The sequence below is a fragment of the Sphingobium sp. VMM genome (assembly GCF_056790315.1).
On record NZ_JBXGSI010000023.1, the window covers coordinates 38,893 to 55,280 of the forward strand.

The following is a 16,388-nucleotide window of genomic DNA, read 5'->3' on the forward strand; positions in this document are numbered from 1 at the left end:
CCCCGACCCACGGCGCCTGCCGGTCCTTACGAGATGCATGACGAGCCAGGGAGGCTTTTGAATGGGCAAGAAACCGCACCATCCCCGCACCGACATTGCCGAGCGCGCACGCCTGGAAGTGACGTTCGAGAAGCCGCATCTTCTGGGTGCGCTGTTCGGCCAATATGACCAGAATCTGGTCGCGATCGAGAACCGCCTGGGCGTCTACATCGCCGCCCGCGGCAACAAGCTGCAGATCGAGGGCGAGGCCGAAGCCGCCGCCCGCGCCCGCGACGTAATGACCGGCCTCTACAACCGCATCGTCGCCGGGCAGGAAATCGACAATGGCGCGGTGGAAGCCGTGATCGCCATGTCGGCCGAACCGACGCTGGATGGCATCATCCGCCATGACGTCGCCGAACCGCCCAAGGTGATGATCCGCACCCGCAAGAAGACGATCGTCCCCCGTTCCGCCACCCAGGTCGCCTATATGGAGGCGCTGACCCGGAACGACATCATCTTCGCGCTTGGCCCGGCAGGCACCGGCAAGACCTATCTGGCAGTTGCTCAGGCGGTCAGCCAGCTCATCACCGGCAGCGTCGACCGCCTGATCCTCTCCCGTCCCGCCGTCGAGGCGGGCGAGAAGCTCGGCTTCCTGCCGGGCGACATGAAGGAAAAGGTCGATCCCTATCTGCGGCCGATCTACGATGCGCTGCACGATACGCTGCCGGCCGAACAAGTCGAACGGCGGATCGCCAGCGGCGAGATCGAGATCGCCCCGCTCGCCTTCATGCGCGGCCGTACCCTGGCCAATGCCTTCATCGTGCTGGACGAGGCGCAGAACACCACCATCGCCCAGATGAAGATGTTCCTGACCCGCTTTGGCGAAGGCAGCCGCATGGTCATCTGCGGCGATCCCAAGCAGGTCGATCTGCCGCAGCCGGGCATTTCGGGCCTGGCCGACGCGGTCGCGCGGCTGGACGGGGTCGAGGGCATCGCCATGGTCCCCTTCGGCATCGGCGACGTCGTCCGCCATCCGGTGGTCGGCCGCATCGTCCAGGCCTATGAGGGGCCCGATGCATAAATCTTCACAACGGATCTCAACATTATGATCGAAGTCGCTGTCCTTCATGAAGAAGGCTGGCCCGGCCCGGACTGGGAATTTCTCGCGCAACAGGCGGTTTCAGCCGCCATTGCGCACAGTCCCTATGCCGCCTTCGCGACCGGCTCCACCCTCTATGAAGTCGCGGTCAAGCTGACCGACGATGATGAGGTCCATCAGCTCAACCGCGCCTATCGCGAGAAGGACAAGCCGACCAACGTCCTGTCCTTCCCGATGGTGCAGGAAGACCTGCTGGAAGTGACGGCGAACACCGACGATGGCGAGGTTCTACTGGGCGACATCGTGCTGGCCGAGGGGGTCTGCGCCGCCGAAGCTGCGGAAAAGGGCATATCGGTCGCCGACCATGCCACGCATCTGATCGTCCACGGGACTTTTCATTTGCTTGGATATGACCATATGGACGACAATGAAGCCGAGGCGATGGAAGCGCTGGAAATCCGCGCGCTCCTCAGCCTTGGCCTAGCCGATCCCTATGGGGATCGGGACAATGGTTGATCATGCTTATTCGGATCCGGTCTATCACCGGCTTCGACAATGTTCTGAAACAGGGGAATAGGAAGTAAGATGGCTGAAGGCAGCCCGAAGGATAGCGCCGGTTCCAAGGAAGCGGACAGTAGTAACGAGGGCGGTTTATGGAGCGGCCTGAAGTCGCTCCTGTTCGGCGAGAATGAAGCCCCCAGCCTCCGCAAGGAACTGGAAGAGGCGCTCGACGAATATGATGAGGAAGAGCAGGAAGAGGGCGCGGCCCCGCCTGCCAAGGGCGATCTGTCCGCGATCGAGCGGCAGATGGTCCGCAACCTGCTGCATTTTTCCGAACATACGGTCGACGACGTCGCCCTGCCCCGCGCCGACATCGTCGCGATCGAGGAAAAGGCGAGCTTTGCCGAACTGGCAGAACTGTTCGCCGAGGCCGGTCATAGCCGCATCCCGGTCTATCGCGAGACGCTCGATACGATCGTCGGCATGGTCCATATCCGCGATGCTTTCGCGATCCTTGCCGGCAAGGCGCCGGTGCCCGATACGCTGGCGCCGCTGATCCGCCAGCCGCTCTATGTGCCCGAAAGCATGGGCGCGCTCGACCTGCTCGCCGAAATGCGCGCCAAGCGCACCCATCTCGCCATCGTGCTGGACGAATATTCGGGCACCGAAGGCCTGCTCACCTTCGAGGATCTGGTCGAGGAGATCGTCGGCGAGGTCGAGGACGAGCATGACGACGCGCCCGAAGCGATGCTGGTGCCGCTGGAAGGCGGCATGTGGGACGCCGACGCCCGCGCCGAACTGGACGATGTGGCCGAGGAAATCGACCCGCGTCTGGGCGAGATCGAGGAAGATGTCGACACGCTGGGCGGCCTCGCCTTCGTGCTCGCCGGCCGCGTCCCCGAACCGGGCGAGATCATCCCGCACGAACAGAGCGGCTGGAAACTGGAAGTCCTGGCCAGCGACGGCCGCCGCGTCACCCGCCTGCGGCTCCACCCGCCGGTCGAACAGGAACCAGAAGCGGAAGAGGCCTGAGGGCCTCTTTCCGCTTCTACATCACTATCGACAGCTTGAAGGCAGGGGCCTTGGGCGTGCTGGCGCGTGCCTTTCCTGTGCGCAGCCTTTCTTTGGGTGGCCATGCTGGTTGATTTCCCGCCATGCCCCTCCCGTAAACGGGAGGGGTTGCGAGACTTGCGCGCGCAGCGCGTTAGTCGCAGCGGGGTGGGCTTGTCCGACGTCCAACTCACCCCCTTCCGCTTGCGGGAGGGATATCCTGACTGCTTCTGGTCGCCAGCGGTCAAAATCCGATATCATCATTCCCCGGCCATAAGAGTTGCCCATGGAGTCCGAATTCATCGCCATGTCTCATATTTTCGGCCTTCATCTTGTCCATCGCGAAATGTTAACGGGGCCTATCTAGCACGTATCAATATTCAACCGAACGGCGGGCATGCGCAGCGAGCGATCTTCTTTCAGGCACCATCCTTATGCAGACATGGCGGTCACCGCGCCATGGTCGCGTATCGAACGGATAGTGTTTCTTGCCGTCTGCCTCGCAACTTTGTTCTTCGCGATCCTGACGCCTCCCTTCCAAGCGCCGGACGAGAACCAGCATTATATGAAGGCGCTGACCCTGTCGCAGGGCCAGGTCGTGACGGAAATTCAGGGCGACCGGATCGGCGCGGAACTGCCGCGTGCCGCGGTCGAGCTGCATGCTCTCGATTTCCCGACCGAACCGGACGGCCAACGCCACCGCTATGACAAGGCGATGATCGACCGCGCCTGGGCCGCCGACGCCGCTCGCCCCGGCACGCGCTTTGCCGAATTTCCCAATGTCGCCAGCTATGCGCCGACGCTCTATGCCGCCGGCGCCGTCGGCCTCGCAATCGGTGACGCGCTCGGCCTGCCGCGCATCGGCGCCTTCTATGCCGGCCGCATCGTCAATGCGCTGACCGCATTGCTGCTGCTCGTCGCCGCGCTGCGCCTCATCCCCTTTGGCCGCATGGCGCTGCTCGGCACCGCGCTGCTGCCGACATTCTGCTATCAGATCGGCTCGCTCTCGCCCGATGCGGTCATCAACGGTATCGGCTTTCTCGGCCTCGCTCTGGCACTGCGGATCGGCTTCATGGCACCGGACCGTGCCAGCGCCGCCGCCACGCTGGTCACCGCGCCGCTGCTGGCGCTAGCCAAGGGCGTCTATCTGCCGCTGATGGCCGCCGGCCTGCGCTGGCCCTGCCGCGCCAGCCTGCTTCGCAACGCGCTAATCCTGTGCGCGATGCTGCTGGGGACTGTCATTTTCGCTGTCTGGATGAAGGCCAATGGCGGCAGCCAGGCGCTCTATCACATCACCTCGCGCAAGACCGGGGAGAGCGTGCTGACCGCGCCGCTGGCGCAGCAACTGGCCGTGATCCTCGCCGATCCGGCTGGCTATGTCCGCATCCTTGCCTCTAGCATCGTCGAGCGGGCGCCGGTCTATGCGCTGCAGATCGTCGGCCGTTTCGGCTGGAACGCCATCCTGCTGCCGCTGCTCGCCTACCCGCTCGCCCTGCTGATGCTGGGCAGCGCGGTGCTGAGCGGATCGGGCGCGCGCTTCGGTCTCGGCCAGCGGCTATGGTGGCTGGCGATCGCGCTCGGCACCGCGCTGCTGATCGAAACCGCCATGTATCTCACCGGCACGCCGCTCGGCGTCGATTATGTGCAGGGGACGCAGGGCCGTTATTTCCTGCCGCTGCTGCCGCTTGTGCTGCTGGCATTGATGCCGGCCGATCCGCTGCGGGGCGCCCGCCTGCTCTGCGCCGGTGCGGGCCTAGCTCTGCTGCTGGTGGCTATGCTCAGCGCCTGGGACAGTTTCTGGGTCCATGGCTTCGTCACCGCCGACGGCATGCCGCCGCACGGCAGCATCACCCGCGCCTTACTCCTGCCCTCGCCGCGCTGGTAGCCAGACCGCACACAGCATAAGCCAGCCCAGCCCTTCGACCCATCCGGCCATCACGTCACTTGGCCAATGCACGCCCAGCCATACCCGGCTGGCGCCGATCAGCGCGATCATCGCCCCGCCCGCGCCATAGGCCCAGCGCCGCCCGGCCAGCATTGCTAGCGCGCCGAAAAACATCATGTTCCCCGCCGCATGGCCGCTGGGGAAGCTGTAGCTATGCACGATGTCGAGATGCGGCAGCAGGTCGGGCCGCGGCGCGGCGAATATCTGCTTGAGGATCAGGTTGAGCAGCGTACCGCCAATCTCCACCCCGGCAAACCACCAGGCCGCCGCCCGCCGCCCGGTAAAGACCAGAGCGCCCAGCACGACCAGCGACAGGATGATGCGGATCGCCGTGCCGCCGATCGCCGAGGCGAGCCGCATGACCATCGTCACCTGCCCGCCCGCCGCCGTCTCGCGCCCCTGCCCGGCCCAGCCCATCAGGCCGATGTTGAGGTCGTCGAGCAGCCCATTGCGCTGCGCCAGCGCAATTCCCAGCACGCAAAAAAGCGCGAGGATGAACATCCCCGCGCCCTTTGCCAGCATGAGCTGCCGATCAGATATGGAGCGCACGCCCATAAGCGGCGAGCACGCTTTCATGCATCGATTCCGAGATGGTCGGGTGCGGGAACACCGTCTGCATCAGTTCGGCCTCGGTGGTCTCCAGCGTCTTGCCGATGGTATAGCCCTGGATCATCTCGGTCACTTCCGCACCGATCATGTGCGCGCCCAGCAGTTCGCCGGTCTTGGCGTCGAACACGGTCTTGGTGAAGCCCTCGGCCTCGCCCAGCGCGATCGCCTTGCCATTGCCGATGAAGGGGAACATGCCGACCTTGACGTCGTAGCCCGCTTCCTTGGCCTTGGCTTCGGTCAGGCCCACCGATGCGATCTGCGGGTGGCAATAGGTGCACCCCGGAATGTTGCGCACGTCCATCGCATGCGGGTGGACATCCTTGTTGCCCAGCGCCTGCGCGATCGCCTCGACCGTGGTGACGGCTTCATGGCTCGCCTTGTGCGCCAGCCATGGCGGCGCGGTGACGTCGCCGATCGCCCAGATGCCGTCGACATTGGTGCGGCCATAGGGGTCGGTCTTGATGTGGAAGCGCTGGTCGGGCTCGACGCCAACCTCTTCCAGACCGATATTCTCGACATTGGGGACGATGCCGATCGCCACGATGACATGGCTATATTCGGCGGTGATGTCCTTGCCGGCCTTGTCCTTGATGGTCGCGGTCACGGCCTTGTCGGTCGCGGCGATCTTCTCGATCTTGGCGCCGGTCAGGATGGTCATGCCCTGCTTCTTGACCGCCTTTTCGAGGAAGGCCGAGACATCGGCATCCTCGACCGGCACGATCCGGTCCATCATCTCGACCACGGTCACATCAGCGCCCATGTCGTTGTAGAAGCTGGCGAACTCGATACCGATCGCGCCCGAACCGATGACCAGCAGCTTGGTCGGCATTTCCGCCGGGGTCATGGCGTGGCGATAGGTCCACACGCGCTTGCCGTCAGCCTTGAGCTGCGGCAGGTCGCGGGCGCGAGCACCGGTCGCGACGATGATATGCTTGGCGGTCAGCTCTTCGCTCTTGCCGTCCTTGGTGACGGTCAGCTTGCCCTTTCCGGTCAGCTTGCCATCGCCCATGTGAACGGTGATCTTGTTCTTCTTCATCAGGTGCGTGACGCCCTGATTGAGCTGCTTGGCAACGCCGCGCGAACGCTTCACCACCGCCTCGATGTCGGCGCTGATCTTCTCGGCCGCCAGGCCATAATCCTTGGCATGCTGCATATAATGGAAGATTTCGGCCGAACGCAGCAGCGCCTTGGTCGGAATGCAGCCCCAATTGAGGCAGATGCCGCCCAGATTTTCGCGCTCCACGATCGCGGTCTTGAGGCCCAGTTGCGCCGCCCGGATGGCGGCAACATAGCCGCCTGGGCCGGAGCCGAGGACGATCAGGTCATAGGTATCAGCCATGGTCTCTCTCGCTATTCGATATCTTGGTCAGGCCGCGCCTTTATTGAGCAGGCAGCGGCGGCACGGAACGGGGTTGGCGATCCTCACCGATCGCCACGAAGGTGAAAGTCGCCTGGGTCACGCGATAGGATCGGTCGTCGTGACGGGCACGGCGCCACGCCTCGACATCGATCTTCATCGATGTGCGGCCGACCGACTTCAGCATCGCGAACACCGACACCTCGTCGCCGACGATGACTGGACGGTGGAAGGTCATGCCCTCCACCGCGATCGTCACCGCACGGCCATGGCTATATCGCGCCGCGACCGACCCCGCAGCCGAATCCATCAGGCTCATCAGCCAGCCGCCGAAAATATCCCCGTGGGGATTGGTATCGGCGGGCATGGCGATGACGCGCACCGCCGGGCTATATTCCGGCGGCTGCTCGTCGATCTTCGCCATCAGGCCAGCATGCCCAGCGGATTTTCGATCAGTTCGCGGAACGCCTTCATCAGACGGGCGCCGTCGGCACCGTCGATCGCGCGATGATCGAAGCTGCCGGTCGCCGACATGACGGTCGCGATCTGGAGCGAGTCATCGACCACGAAGGGACGCTTCTCGCCCGCGCCGATCGCCATGATCATGCCCTGCGGCGGGTTGATGACCGCCTCGAACTGCTTGATGCCGAACATGCCCATGTTCGACAGCGACGCGGTGCCGCCCTGATATTCGCTCGGCTGCAGCTTGCCGGCCTTGGCGCGATCGGCCAGATCCTTCATCTCGTTCGAGATCGCAGCCACGCCCTTGATGTCGGCGCCGGTGACGATCGGGGTGATCAGGCCACCGGGGATCGACACGGCCACCGAAATATCGGCGCGCTTGAACTGCAGCATCTGGTCGCCGGCGAACTGCACGTTGCACTCGGGCACCTGCATCAGGGCCACGCCCAGCGCCTTGATCAGCAGGTCGTTGACCGACAGCTTGACGCCACGGCCCGACAGGCCGGCGTTCAGCTCGCCGCGCAGCTTCAGCAGCTTGTCGAGCTGGATGTCCACGGTCAGGTAGATGTGCGGCACCTGCTGCTTGGACTCGGTCAGGCGGCGCGCGATCGTCTTGCGCATGCCGTTGAGCTTGATGACTTCGTGCGGAATGCCGAAATCCTGCGCGGCAGCGGCCACCGGTGCCGGGGCAGCGGCGGGTGCAGCAGCGGCCGGGGCGGCAACCGGTGCAGCGGCCTTGGCCGGGGCAGCAGCGGCGCCATCCAGGTCAGCCTTGACGATGCGGCCGTTCGGGCCCGAACCGGCGACAGCAGCCAGATCGACGCCCTTGGCTTCGGCCAGGCGACGGGCCAGCGGGCTCGCCTTCACGCGGCCTTCCGCCGGAGCGGCGGCAGGCGCAGCCGCCTTCGCCGGCACCGGATCAGCCTTGGCGGCGGGGGCGGCGGCTTCGGCCTTGGCGGGAACCGCATCAGCCTTGGGCGCGGGGGCAGCGCCACCGCTGGCGGCCGCTGCGGCGACATCCTCGCCCTCTTCGGCGATGATCGCGATGACGGTGCCGACCTTCACGCCCTCGGCGCCTTCCGACACCAGGATCTTGGCGACGGTGCCTTCATCGACCGCTTCGAATTCCATGGTGGCCTTGTCGGTCTCGATCTCGGCGAGAAGGTCGCCGGACGATACCTTGTCCCCTTCCTTGACCAGCCACTTGGCCAGCGTGCCCTCCTCCATGGTGGGGGACAGGGCAGGCATCTGGATCGTCTTGCTCATGCGTTCGGGGCCTCTTCTTGATTATCTGGCACGCGCCGTTTCGGAGCCCGTTTTCACCCTTTGGCCGGAACGGTCAAGGCCACGCCTTGCGCAAGGGCCCATAATGCCCCACATTTCACCTCGTTGGTTCGTCGGGGCAGTTTTGACGGGCCGGCAAGGCCGATTTTTGTTTCTCGGGGATATCGAACAATGCGGACATATCTGGTGGTCGTGGACGAATCGCCCGAAGCGGAAACCGCGCTGCGCTTCGCCGCGCGCCGCGCCGCCAAGACGGCCGGGACGATCCGCATCCTGGCCCTGATCCCGCCGTCCGAATTCGTCCAATGGGGCGGCGTCCAGGCGACGATGGAGGATGAGGCGCTGCAACGGGCCGAAGCGCTGGTGACCAGCGCGGCCGGCACGCTGACCGACGAATCCGGCATCCGCCCCAGCATCACCGTGCGCCAGGGCGATCCCGTCGCGGTCGTGCGCAAGACGCTGGAGGAAATGGACGATGTCGCTGCCCTGGTCCTGGGCGCCGCCGCCAGCGGCCCGCCCGGCGCCCTGGTATCCCACTTCACCGGATCGGACGCGGGCAAGATGCCCTGCCCGATCATGATCATCCCCGGCGGCCTCGACAGCGACGCGATCGACCGGCTGAGTTGAACCAGAGCCTCAAGGCTTCTCCGCAGCAAAATGCGTCGTGCCGGCGCGTGCGTCCGCGGCGCCCCATCAAGTGCCGATCTCTCGCCGCTGCCGGCAATATCATGATGCCGCACGGTTGCCGCCAGCGCGGCATCCGACAATCGCGCAAGGGGAGAATGGCGCGCACCGAAGATCAACCCCGATCGAAACACCGCATTGCGATCTTCTTCATCGCATCAATGTGGAAACAGACCAGAAATCATTGTCGCAACCATCTTTCATCCAAATCGATATTTCCGCATCACCATTTCAACTCAGCCCAGACAGAAACTGAACTTCTTATGGCCTGAAATATACAGGAAGACGCGCACCTTGCTTAACGCGATCTTCAACCTTGCAGGACAATCTTGCGGCAATTGATCTCGTCATAGCGGAAGAACTTCCTCCATGAGCTTTGTTGCGCCGTCCAGTCTCGGTCCTTTCGCCAGCGCCTATCCGCTGTCACCGACGATGCTGCAGCATAGCCTGACGGGCCATCCGCTGCTCTCGTTCGAAGCCCTGGCAAAAGCCAGCATCGACCTGCCACCGCAATTTGTCGAACGCCGGATCGGCAACGCCCCCAATGGCGGCGAATTCGCGATGGACCGCTCCGACGACGCCGATGTCGCCACCGTCATTCGCTCGATCCAGACCAGCGGCAACTGGATCATGCTCCGCTTCGTCGAGCAACTGCCCGCCTATCGCGAGTTGCTGGCCAGGCTGATGGACCAGATCGGCCCCGCAATTTCTCCAGCGACCGGTCCGGGGCTGACGGTGCGGGGGTTCATCTTCATTTCCGCGCCGGGAACGCTCACCCCGTTTCACTTCGATTGCGAATATAATATCCTCTTCCAGATCGCGGGCGACAAACAGTTCGCGACCTATCGCCCGATGGCACCATGGCTGCCGATCGACCGGCACGAAGCCTATTATGGTGGTGGCGACAATATGCTGCCCTGGAACGACGCCTATGAAGCGGATGCCGACATCCACCCCATGCAGCCGGGCGACGGCCTGTTCATCCCCTATGCCTCGCCCCATTGGGTCAGGGCGGGCGCGGAGCCATCCATTTCGCTGTCGATCACTTGGCAGAGCCAGTGGAGCCAGGCGCTGGGCGACGCCATGCAGATCAATCCGCTGCTGCGGCGATGGGGCCTGCCCACCGGCGACGTGCCGATATGGCCCAAGGCCGCCAAATGGCGCTCGATCGGGTGCCGCGTGGCGCGCAAGGCCGGTCTGTTATGAGCCACCTTCCCGCCTCCGGCAGTTTCCAACCGGACGCCAGCCATGCCTGGCCGATGTCGGATGCCGACCAACCCGTCGTCCGCATCCTGCGCGATGCCGATCTGACGGCCGATGATCGCGCGCAGTGGGCGGCCCTGTCGGCACTGGCCGGGGCCGCCAATGTCTTCGCGCAGGACTGGTTCATGGACGCCGCCCTGAGCCACGCGCCTGATGGCGCTGACGTGCTTCTGGCCATCGTCGCCCCCATCGATGGACCATGGCTGGGCGTCATGCCGCTGATCGCCGTACCACGCTTCGGCCGATGGCCAGTGCGCATCTGGCGCAACTGGGCGGCGACCAACCAATTCCTGGGTACGCCGCTGGTCATCGCGCAGTCCGCTGATCTGTTCTGGAAGAGCCTGTTCGCCTTCCTGGACCAGCGCTCAGGCGGGGAGATCATGCTGCATGTCTCCGGACTGGATGCCGACGATCCGGTCAGTATCGCCCTGTTCGACCGCTGCGAACGGGAAAGGCGAGCATTCCACACCATCCATTGCCATGATCGTCCAGCCTATCGCGCCGGCAAGCAAGGGGAAGGCCGCGGCGACGCGAAAATGCGGAGCCGACTGCGCAGCCTGTCGAAGCGACTGGAACAGGAACATGGCCCGGTCAGGATCGACATTCTGACGCTGGACGCGCCATGCACAGCCTGGATCGACGCGTTTCTGGACTTGGAGGCATCGGGCTGGAAAGGCCGGGGCGGCAGCGCATTGGCAAGCGACGGCGCGACCCAGGCCCTGTTTTGCGAAGTGATTGAGCGCGGTCATGCGAACGGCAGCGCCCGCCTCGCCACCCTGTCGGTCGGGGGCCGCGCGATCGCCATGTCGAGCTGGTTTGAAGCCGCCATCTGGGGCCATGGCTTCAAGATGGCGTTCGACGAGGATTATCGCGCTTATGCGCCGGGCCTGCTTTTGATGCGCGACATCAGGGATCGCATCGAGGGCCGCCCCGGCATGTCCTTCGACAGCTGCGTCCCGCGCGGCGCCGGGCACTGCCATCGACTATGGGGCAACAACCGGAAGATTGTCGATGGCGCCGTCGCGATCGGCTCGCCCTGGCACCATGTCCAGTTCGACGCCCTGATGAAGGCGAGAGCCGCCTATGCGGCGATCAAGGCCCGTTTGGCGACCTGACGCCAGGTCGTAACGACATGCCGCCTAGCTGCGATCCAGTCCCAGCGCCCGGTCATCGGCCGTCGCCGCCGCCATTTCGGCCTGGGCCGCGGCGATGCGTGCCTGCGCCTCGATCAGCTTGACCGCGGCATCGGTGGCCGCTTCCTCGCGACTATTGACCAGGAAGAAATCGCTCGATCCCAGATCGAAGCGGCGCCGTTCGGCCTGGGCCAGTCGTTCGGCCAGGTCGCGCTGCCGCCGGGTCGTATCCACCAGCACGCGCGCGGCGTCGACCTCGATGCCGATGCCGGCCACTTCGGTGCGGATCTTTTCCGCCAGATAGCGCTGCTTGACGGTGAGTTCGTCGATCTTCGCCTGGCTCTCGGCGACCTTGCCCCTCGCCTTGCGGTTCTGCAGCGGCACTTTGAAGGTCACGCCGACGATCACCTCCAGCGGCGTGCGGCTATAGCCCCCCAGACCCTGGGCACCGACATCCTTGGCGACCTGCCCCTCGAAATCCAGCTTGGGCCGGGTGTCGTTCTGGGCCAGCGCCAGCTTGACCGAGGCGTTATCGATTTCCTCCAGCAGGATGCCGAAGTCGGGACGATCCTCGATCGCGAACAGCGGGTTGATCCGCAGGCCGTCGAACGCGGCGGCGGACGCGGGCAGGCGCACGGCATCGACGAGGATCGGCAATCCGTCCGCATCGCGATAATAGAGCGAGAAGCTGTTGGCCGCCGCCATGAACTCCTGCCGCGCCTGCACCACCAGCGCCTCGCGCTTGACCATGTTGGCTTCGTTTTCGGTCAGCAATATCGCGGACTTGGCGCCCAGTTGCACTTGGCGTGCAATGCCCTGGCTGCGGCTTTCCGCCAGATCATAAAGCGCCTGATAGGCCTTGAGCTTGAGGCCGCTCGCCACCCATTTCTGATAGGCGGCTATGGCGCGCGCCTGCACACCGATGGCGGTCGCCCGCGTTTCAAAGCGCGCGATGTCGATATCGTTGCCGGCAATTTGCGACGCGGATCGCCGCGCGTCGATCAGCCGATCCCGCATTAGGGCATAGAGTGCCCCGATCTTCAGCTCGCCCGCGCGATTGGTATAGGCCTTGTCCTCATAGACCGGGAAATCCCCGCGCGAATTGCGATATTGGCCATAGACATAGCCGCCGTTGCCGGTCAGCGGGCGTTCGACCTTGCTGTCGATCAGCGTGCCGTCATAATAGCCCTCGACCCGGCTGCGGGCATCCACGGAAAACACCGTGTCGAAGGCGCCCTGTGCGCTGATGGCGCGCCCTTCGGCCTGACGCGCGCGAGCCAGGGCGGCAATGATATCGGGCGCCGAGCGGGCCGAGGATTGCAGCACCTCATCCAGCGTCAGCGGCGTCGAGGGCTGCCCTGCGGTCGGCGCGGGCGTCGCATCGACCGACAGGGCCTCACTAGCCGCGCACGGCAGGGTGCCCGCGCCCATGGCCGCGACCAGCATGGGCAGCGCCATCGCACGCCACATCCTCACTTCTTCTTCTCGATCGAACTCTTGTCGTCCTTGGGCGCTTTCGCCTCGCCCTTGCCGGCCACCTGATCCTGGCCAAAGTTGAGCGGGAAATCGTTGAGCTGGCGCCACAATTCATACCAGACCGGCACCGTGTCGCCCTGCACCCAGCCCAGCACCTTGCTGCCCTGACGGACGAAGCGTCGCTCCGGCCAGGCGGTCTTGCCCGGCGCCTGTTCCACCAAGATCCGGAACAACCCGTCGGTGCGCGGCGTGGGATCGACCGACCGCACCTGGCCGTCATAGATGCCAACAGCAAAAGCCGGCCAGCCGCTGAACTGGAAGGCCGGAAAGCCCTCAAATTCGAGCCGCACTTGGCGCCCCGGCTCGACCAGCGGCACGTCTCGCCCGTCGACATACAGTTCGACCGCGCGGGTGATATTCTCGGGCGCGATCGTCGCCAGCACCGTTCCCGACGAGATCAGCGCGCCGCCCGCTGCGGCGTTCAGATCCTGCACCCGGCCTTCGCGCGGCGCCGAGACGATCTGCGCCGAACTTTGCGCAAGCTTGATCTCGATCTGCTTGAGCTTCGCGCGCGCTTCGGCGAGCTTCGCGTCCACGTCGGCAACTTTGATCTGGGTCTGCTCATAGTCGCGGCGGGCAGCCAGCCCTTCGGCATAAAGCTGGCTGGTGCGATTGACGTCGATCATCGCGGTCGCCCGCGCCTGCTGGACCGCCGCGATCTGTGCCTCGACCTGCGCCTTCTCCCCGGCCAGCCGGGCAAGGAAATCCGGATCGACATCGACCACGCGGACGATCGGATCACCGGCGCGGACATGATCGCCGTCCCTGACATAGAACTCGGCGACGCGGCCACTGACCAGCGAAGATACGTCGCGGGCGCGGTCCTGCGCGCTCAGCGTCGTGACCTGACCACCGCCCTGCGCCGTCTGCTGCCAGGGCACGAACAGGATCGCCAGCACGAGCAGGACGCCCAACAGGATGAGCCATGCGACGGTCGTCACCAGTCGGGGCGGCCGCAACTGGGCGAGCGACGGGAAATGTTCGGCCTGGGCGCGATCGAGCGTCATGCCTGCGCCTCCCGCGCTGCAACGAAGCGGGCAAATTCATCCTTGTCGGTGAACCGTTGCTGCGCGCGCGCGCCAACCCAATACCAGGCGTCGAGGTCGAGCGCTTCGGGGCGCCCGCTGCTGAGCAGCACGGTCGTGCCCGCTGCCCGCAACTCGGCCAATGTCGCCTTGAGGCTGGCAATCGGCATCATGTCGTAAAGTTGCGACAACAGCAGTACGCGCGGACGGCTGAGCAAGGCATTGGCGAGCTTGAGCTGCATCACTTCGACGATTGACAGCGGCGAGCCGGAGCTGGCGAGCTGGGTATCCAGCCCATGCGGCAGCCTGGCGAGCCGCGCGCCCAGGCCCACCCGTTCCAGCGCGTTCATGATCCGCGCCCCATCCATGTCGCGGCCTTCGGCGAACGACAGATATTCACGCAGGGTGACATCGATGATGGTCGGACGATTGAGCACCATCACTGCTGAGCGCAGCAGATACATGTCGAAACTGCCCAGCTCGCTGCCGCCGATCAGGACGATGCCGCTGTCGGGCGCGGCGTGGCGCTTGAGCAGCAGCGCCAGGGCGCTCTCCATGCCCGGTTCGGCCAGGATCACTGCCTGTTCGCCGCTCGCAATCTCGAAATTGATCTGGGCCTTGTCGATCTCGACATCGCGGAAGCGGACCGATCCGTCGCGCGGCGCCTCCCCACGCTGGCCCAGCCGCTCCTGCGGAATGGCCAGGATCTGCGACAGTTCCTCGCTGCTCGCGACCAGATCATAGAAGGTGTCGAGATAGGAACCGAGCTGGTAGATGCCGTAGAAGACGCCGGACAGGATCAGTTCCGCCGCAACCAGCTGCCCGATCGAAAGCTGACCGGCGAGGATCAGATTGCCGCCGAGCGCGAGCAAGGCGGCCGCGGCGAAGGCATAGACCAGGAAATAGCCCAGCGTCTGCGCGAAGCTGTAGCGGAAATAGCGGCGATGCGCGGCGATATAGTCGGCAATGACCGTTTCGGACCGGTCCATCGCGAAATTCAGGTGCCGGGCCGACTTGTAGAAGCCGTTGGAACCGCCGACGCTTTCCAGCCAGTGCGCGGCATTATGCTTGGCATGGCTGACGCCCACCGCGCCGGTGATCGCACCATGCCGCCAGGCCAGCCAGATCATCAGGCACACCGTCACCAGCACCAGGTTGAAGGCCAGGAAGAAGGGATGGTAGAAGCTGGTCACCACCAGGCCCACCGCCCCTTGCAGCACGATGGTGAAGGCGCCGATCACCAGACTGGGCACCGATTTCTGGACGATCACCATGTCGAAATAGCGGTTGAACAGGCTGCCCCGGCTTTCATCGACGAAGAAGGGGTTTTGCGCATGGACCGCGCGCACGGTGATTTCCGCAACCACCCGCGCAAAGATGCGGCGTTCGAAGATCGCGAGCAGATAGACGCGTAGCGCGCTCAGCCCCGCCACGACCAGCAGCAGGGCCAGCAGCACGCCGGACAGGATCCACAAGGGCGCGACCAGCGCGGTGCGCGCCACAGAGTTGATCAGCAGTTGCACGGAAATGGGGGTAGCCAGCGACAACAGGCTGATCGCCACCGTATAGACGATTCCGACATTCACATAGCTGCGGTCAGGCCCCACCACCTCCGACAGCCACGCGGCCGCCTGCCGCAAGCCGAAACGCTCACTCGCCAACTCGACACCTGTTCCCTGCCAGCCTCATCGAAAGCGCCCCTAACCGCGGCGATTACGGCCCACAATGGCTTATGCTGCACAGCAACATAAACTTATGAAGCGTTTGCAGAATGGTGCAGGCATCAGGGCAAATGCTGCCCTCCCGGCCAGAAGTCCCCCGCTCTGGAGGGGACAGATCGGTCCTTCAGCCAAATTGCGCGAGAAAATCTCGCCCGGTCATTGGCAGCGAGAACATCGGGAAATCCTTGGTGATCGCCACGCGCTGTTCCTCCTCGCCGATGGTGGCGCAGCAGTCGATCAGCGTCGCGACATGATAGCCCCGCTCATAGGCGGAACGCATGGTGGATTCGACACAGCAATTGGTGAGAAAGCCGCCGATGGCCAGGTGCGTCATGCCATGCTGGCGCAGGATGAAGTCGATATTGGTGCTGGCGAAACAGTCCAGGCCGCGCTTGCCCTCCACCACGATCTCGCCATCGATCGGCGCCATTACATCGGCAATCTGCGCGCCCCAGCTACCCCGGCGAAAGGCCTTGGCGGCGATCACGCCGGCAAGGATGCCATAGGGCCGGGGCGACAGTTCGGGATAGCCCTCCGCAAAGCTGATCGGCACATGAAGGATGGTGAGCCCCGCCTGGCGCGCGCCCTCCAGCAGGGCGATACTGTTCGCCAGCATGCTGTTGGCGCGCATCACGTCCCGCACCGCCTCATGCTGGGCACCGCCCTCGCTGACGAAATCATTCTGATATTCGATCAGGACGATGGCGGTCTTGTCCGGCTTCATGCTCTTGCTCCGG

At 64.7% G+C, this 16,388-nt stretch carries 16 protein-coding genes; 8 read left to right on the forward strand and 8 right to left on the reverse strand.

The annotated features are described in order from the left end of the window. The first annotated feature begins 61 nt into the window (after positions 1-61). The 4 genes from ACUCV3_RS23190 to ACUCV3_RS23205 all read left to right on the forward strand — a co-directional run bounded on the left by ACUCV3_RS23190 (position 62) and on the right by ACUCV3_RS23205 (position 4,517). Positions 62-1,063 carry a PhoH family protein gene (locus ACUCV3_RS23190; protein ID WP_010336027.1) on the forward strand — a complete coding sequence of 334 codons (1,002 nt, stop codon included), beginning with the start codon at positions 62-64 and terminating at the stop codon, positions 1,061-1,063. 24 nt (positions 1,064-1,087) lie between these two features. Then, positions 1,088-1,597: an rRNA maturation RNase YbeY gene (gene ybeY, locus ACUCV3_RS23195; protein WP_279728938.1), complete on the forward strand. Its 510-nt coding sequence runs from the start codon at positions 1,088-1,090 to the stop codon at positions 1,595-1,597. A 69-nt stretch (positions 1,598-1,666) separates the two neighbouring features. Continuing rightward, positions 1,667-2,614, forward strand: a complete 948-nt coding sequence (locus ACUCV3_RS23200) for a hemolysin family protein (protein ID WP_125998519.1) — start codon at positions 1,667-1,669, stop codon at positions 2,612-2,614. Positions 2,615-3,074: 460 nt separating this feature from the next. Continuing rightward, positions 3,075-4,517 (forward strand): DUF2142 domain-containing protein, encoded by a 1,443-nt coding sequence (locus tag ACUCV3_RS23205; protein ID WP_482241178.1) that lies wholly within the window; start codon positions 3,075-3,077, stop codon positions 4,515-4,517. Here the strand turns inward: ACUCV3_RS23205 and ACUCV3_RS23210 are convergent. From ACUCV3_RS23210 to ACUCV3_RS23225, 4 genes are read right to left on the reverse strand one after another with little or no spacing between them, the layout of a single operon-like run. Then, on the reverse strand, positions 4,491-5,132 hold the full coding sequence (locus tag ACUCV3_RS23210) for a phosphatase PAP2 family protein (RefSeq protein WP_482241179.1): 642 nt from the start codon (positions 5,130-5,132) through the stop codon (positions 4,491-4,493). The two genes, ACUCV3_RS23205 and ACUCV3_RS23210, sit on opposite strands and share 27 nt — an antisense overlap. Next, positions 5,110-6,525, reverse strand: a complete 1,416-nt coding sequence (lpdA, locus tag ACUCV3_RS23215; protein ID WP_004207605.1) for a dihydrolipoyl dehydrogenase — start codon at positions 6,523-6,525, stop codon at positions 5,110-5,112. Before lpdA ends, ACUCV3_RS23210 begins: the two co-directional genes overlap by 23 nt. A gap of 40 nt (positions 6,526-6,565) precedes the next feature. After that, entirely contained in the window at positions 6,566-6,967 is a 402-nt protein-coding gene (locus ACUCV3_RS23220) for an acyl-CoA thioesterase (protein WP_482241180.1), read from the reverse strand. After that, positions 6,967-8,271, reverse strand: coding sequence for a pyruvate dehydrogenase complex dihydrolipoamide acetyltransferase (locus tag ACUCV3_RS23225; protein ID WP_097383582.1), 1,305 nt, complete (start codon positions 8,269-8,271; stop codon positions 6,967-6,969). The genes ACUCV3_RS23220 and ACUCV3_RS23225 overlap by 1 nt, the downstream gene beginning before the upstream one ends. Positions 8,272-8,460: 189 nt before the next feature. Here ACUCV3_RS23225 and ACUCV3_RS23230 point away from each other — a divergent pair, with 189 nt between their 5' ends. The 4 genes from ACUCV3_RS23230 (at position 8,461) to ACUCV3_RS23245 (ending at position 11,351) form a co-directional block, all read left to right on the forward strand. Continuing rightward, positions 8,461-8,916, forward strand: coding sequence for a universal stress protein (locus tag ACUCV3_RS23230; protein ID WP_004207608.1), 456 nt, complete (start codon positions 8,461-8,463; stop codon positions 8,914-8,916). Next, complete coding sequence (locus ACUCV3_RS23235; RefSeq protein ID WP_482241181.1) at positions 8,913-9,245, forward strand: hypothetical protein; 333 nt, start codon at positions 8,913-8,915, stop codon at positions 9,243-9,245. Before ACUCV3_RS23230 ends, ACUCV3_RS23235 begins: the two co-directional genes overlap by 4 nt. A 97-nt stretch (positions 9,246-9,342) precedes the next feature. Then, positions 9,343-10,179, forward strand: a complete 837-nt coding sequence (locus tag ACUCV3_RS23240) for a cupin domain-containing protein (protein WP_099231601.1) — start codon at positions 9,343-9,345, stop codon at positions 10,177-10,179. After that, on the forward strand, positions 10,176-11,351 hold the full coding sequence (locus ACUCV3_RS23245; RefSeq protein ID WP_482241182.1) for a GNAT family N-acetyltransferase: 1,176 nt from the start codon (positions 10,176-10,178) through the stop codon (positions 11,349-11,351). Before ACUCV3_RS23240 ends, ACUCV3_RS23245 begins: the two co-directional genes overlap by 4 nt. 24 nt (positions 11,352-11,375) lie before the next feature. Here the strand turns inward: ACUCV3_RS23245 and ACUCV3_RS23250 are convergent, their stop codons facing one another. From ACUCV3_RS23250 to ACUCV3_RS23265, 4 genes are all read right to left on the reverse strand, one after another. Next, on the reverse strand, positions 11,376-12,839 hold the full coding sequence (locus ACUCV3_RS23250) for a TolC family protein (protein ID WP_482241198.1): 1,464 nt from the start codon (positions 12,837-12,839) through the stop codon (positions 11,376-11,378). 2 nt (positions 12,840-12,841) lie between these two features. Continuing rightward, positions 12,842-13,912, reverse strand: a complete 1,071-nt coding sequence (locus ACUCV3_RS23255) for an efflux RND transporter periplasmic adaptor subunit (protein WP_017501808.1) — start codon at positions 13,910-13,912, stop codon at positions 12,842-12,844. Then, complete coding sequence (locus tag ACUCV3_RS23260) at positions 13,909-15,591, reverse strand: ATP-binding cassette domain-containing protein (RefSeq protein ID WP_037512656.1); 1,683 nt, start codon at positions 15,589-15,591, stop codon at positions 13,909-13,911. The genes ACUCV3_RS23255 and ACUCV3_RS23260 overlap by 4 nt, the downstream gene beginning before the upstream one ends. Before the next feature lie 184 nt (positions 15,592-15,775). Beyond that, entirely contained in the window at positions 15,776-16,375 is a 600-nt protein-coding gene (locus ACUCV3_RS23265; protein ID WP_482241183.1) for a cysteine hydrolase family protein, read from the reverse strand. Positions 16,376-16,388 lie beyond the last annotated feature (13 nt).

What these genes read in the sequence shown, in the direction of transcription:
- ACUCV3_RS23190 (WP_010336027.1), top strand. Translation starts at nt 62, where the DNA reads ATGGGCAAGAAACCGCACCATCCCCGCACCGACATTGCCGAGCGCGCA.
- ybeY (WP_279728938.1), top strand. Translation starts at nt 1,088, where the DNA reads ATGATCGAAGTCGCTGTCCTTCATGAAGAAGGCTGGCCCGGCCCGGAC.
- ACUCV3_RS23200 (WP_125998519.1), top strand. Translation starts at nt 1,667, where the DNA reads ATGGCTGAAGGCAGCCCGAAGGATAGCGCCGGTTCCAAGGAAGCGGAC.
- ACUCV3_RS23205 (WP_482241178.1), top strand. Translation starts at nt 3,075, where the DNA reads ATGGCGGTCACCGCGCCATGGTCGCGTATCGAACGGATAGTGTTTCTT.
- ACUCV3_RS23210 (WP_482241179.1), bottom strand. Translation starts at nt 5,132, where the DNA reads ATGGGCGTGCGCTCCATATCTGATCGGCAGCTCATGCTGGCAAAGGGC.
- lpdA (WP_004207605.1), bottom strand. Translation starts at nt 6,525, where the DNA reads ATGGCTGATACCTATGACCTGATCGTCCTCGGCTCCGGCCCAGGCGGC.
- ACUCV3_RS23220 (WP_482241180.1), bottom strand. Translation starts at nt 6,967, where the DNA reads ATGGCGAAGATCGACGAGCAGCCGCCGGAATATAGCCCGGCGGTGCGC.
- ACUCV3_RS23225 (WP_097383582.1), bottom strand. Translation starts at nt 8,271, where the DNA reads ATGAGCAAGACGATCCAGATGCCTGCCCTGTCCCCCACCATGGAGGAG.
- ACUCV3_RS23230 (WP_004207608.1), top strand. Translation starts at nt 8,461, where the DNA reads ATGCGGACATATCTGGTGGTCGTGGACGAATCGCCCGAAGCGGAAACC.
- ACUCV3_RS23240 (WP_099231601.1), top strand. Translation starts at nt 9,343, where the DNA reads ATGAGCTTTGTTGCGCCGTCCAGTCTCGGTCCTTTCGCCAGCGCCTAT.
- ACUCV3_RS23245 (WP_482241182.1), top strand. Translation starts at nt 10,176, where the DNA reads ATGAGCCACCTTCCCGCCTCCGGCAGTTTCCAACCGGACGCCAGCCAT.
- ACUCV3_RS23250 (WP_482241198.1), bottom strand. Translation starts at nt 12,839, where the DNA reads ATGTGGCGTGCGATGGCGCTGCCCATGCTGGTCGCGGCCATGGGCGCG.
- ACUCV3_RS23255 (WP_017501808.1), bottom strand. Translation starts at nt 13,912, where the DNA reads ATGACGCTCGATCGCGCCCAGGCCGAACATTTCCCGTCGCTCGCCCAG.
- ACUCV3_RS23265 (WP_482241183.1), bottom strand. Translation starts at nt 16,375, where the DNA reads ATGAAGCCGGACAAGACCGCCATCGTCCTGATCGAATATCAGAATGAT.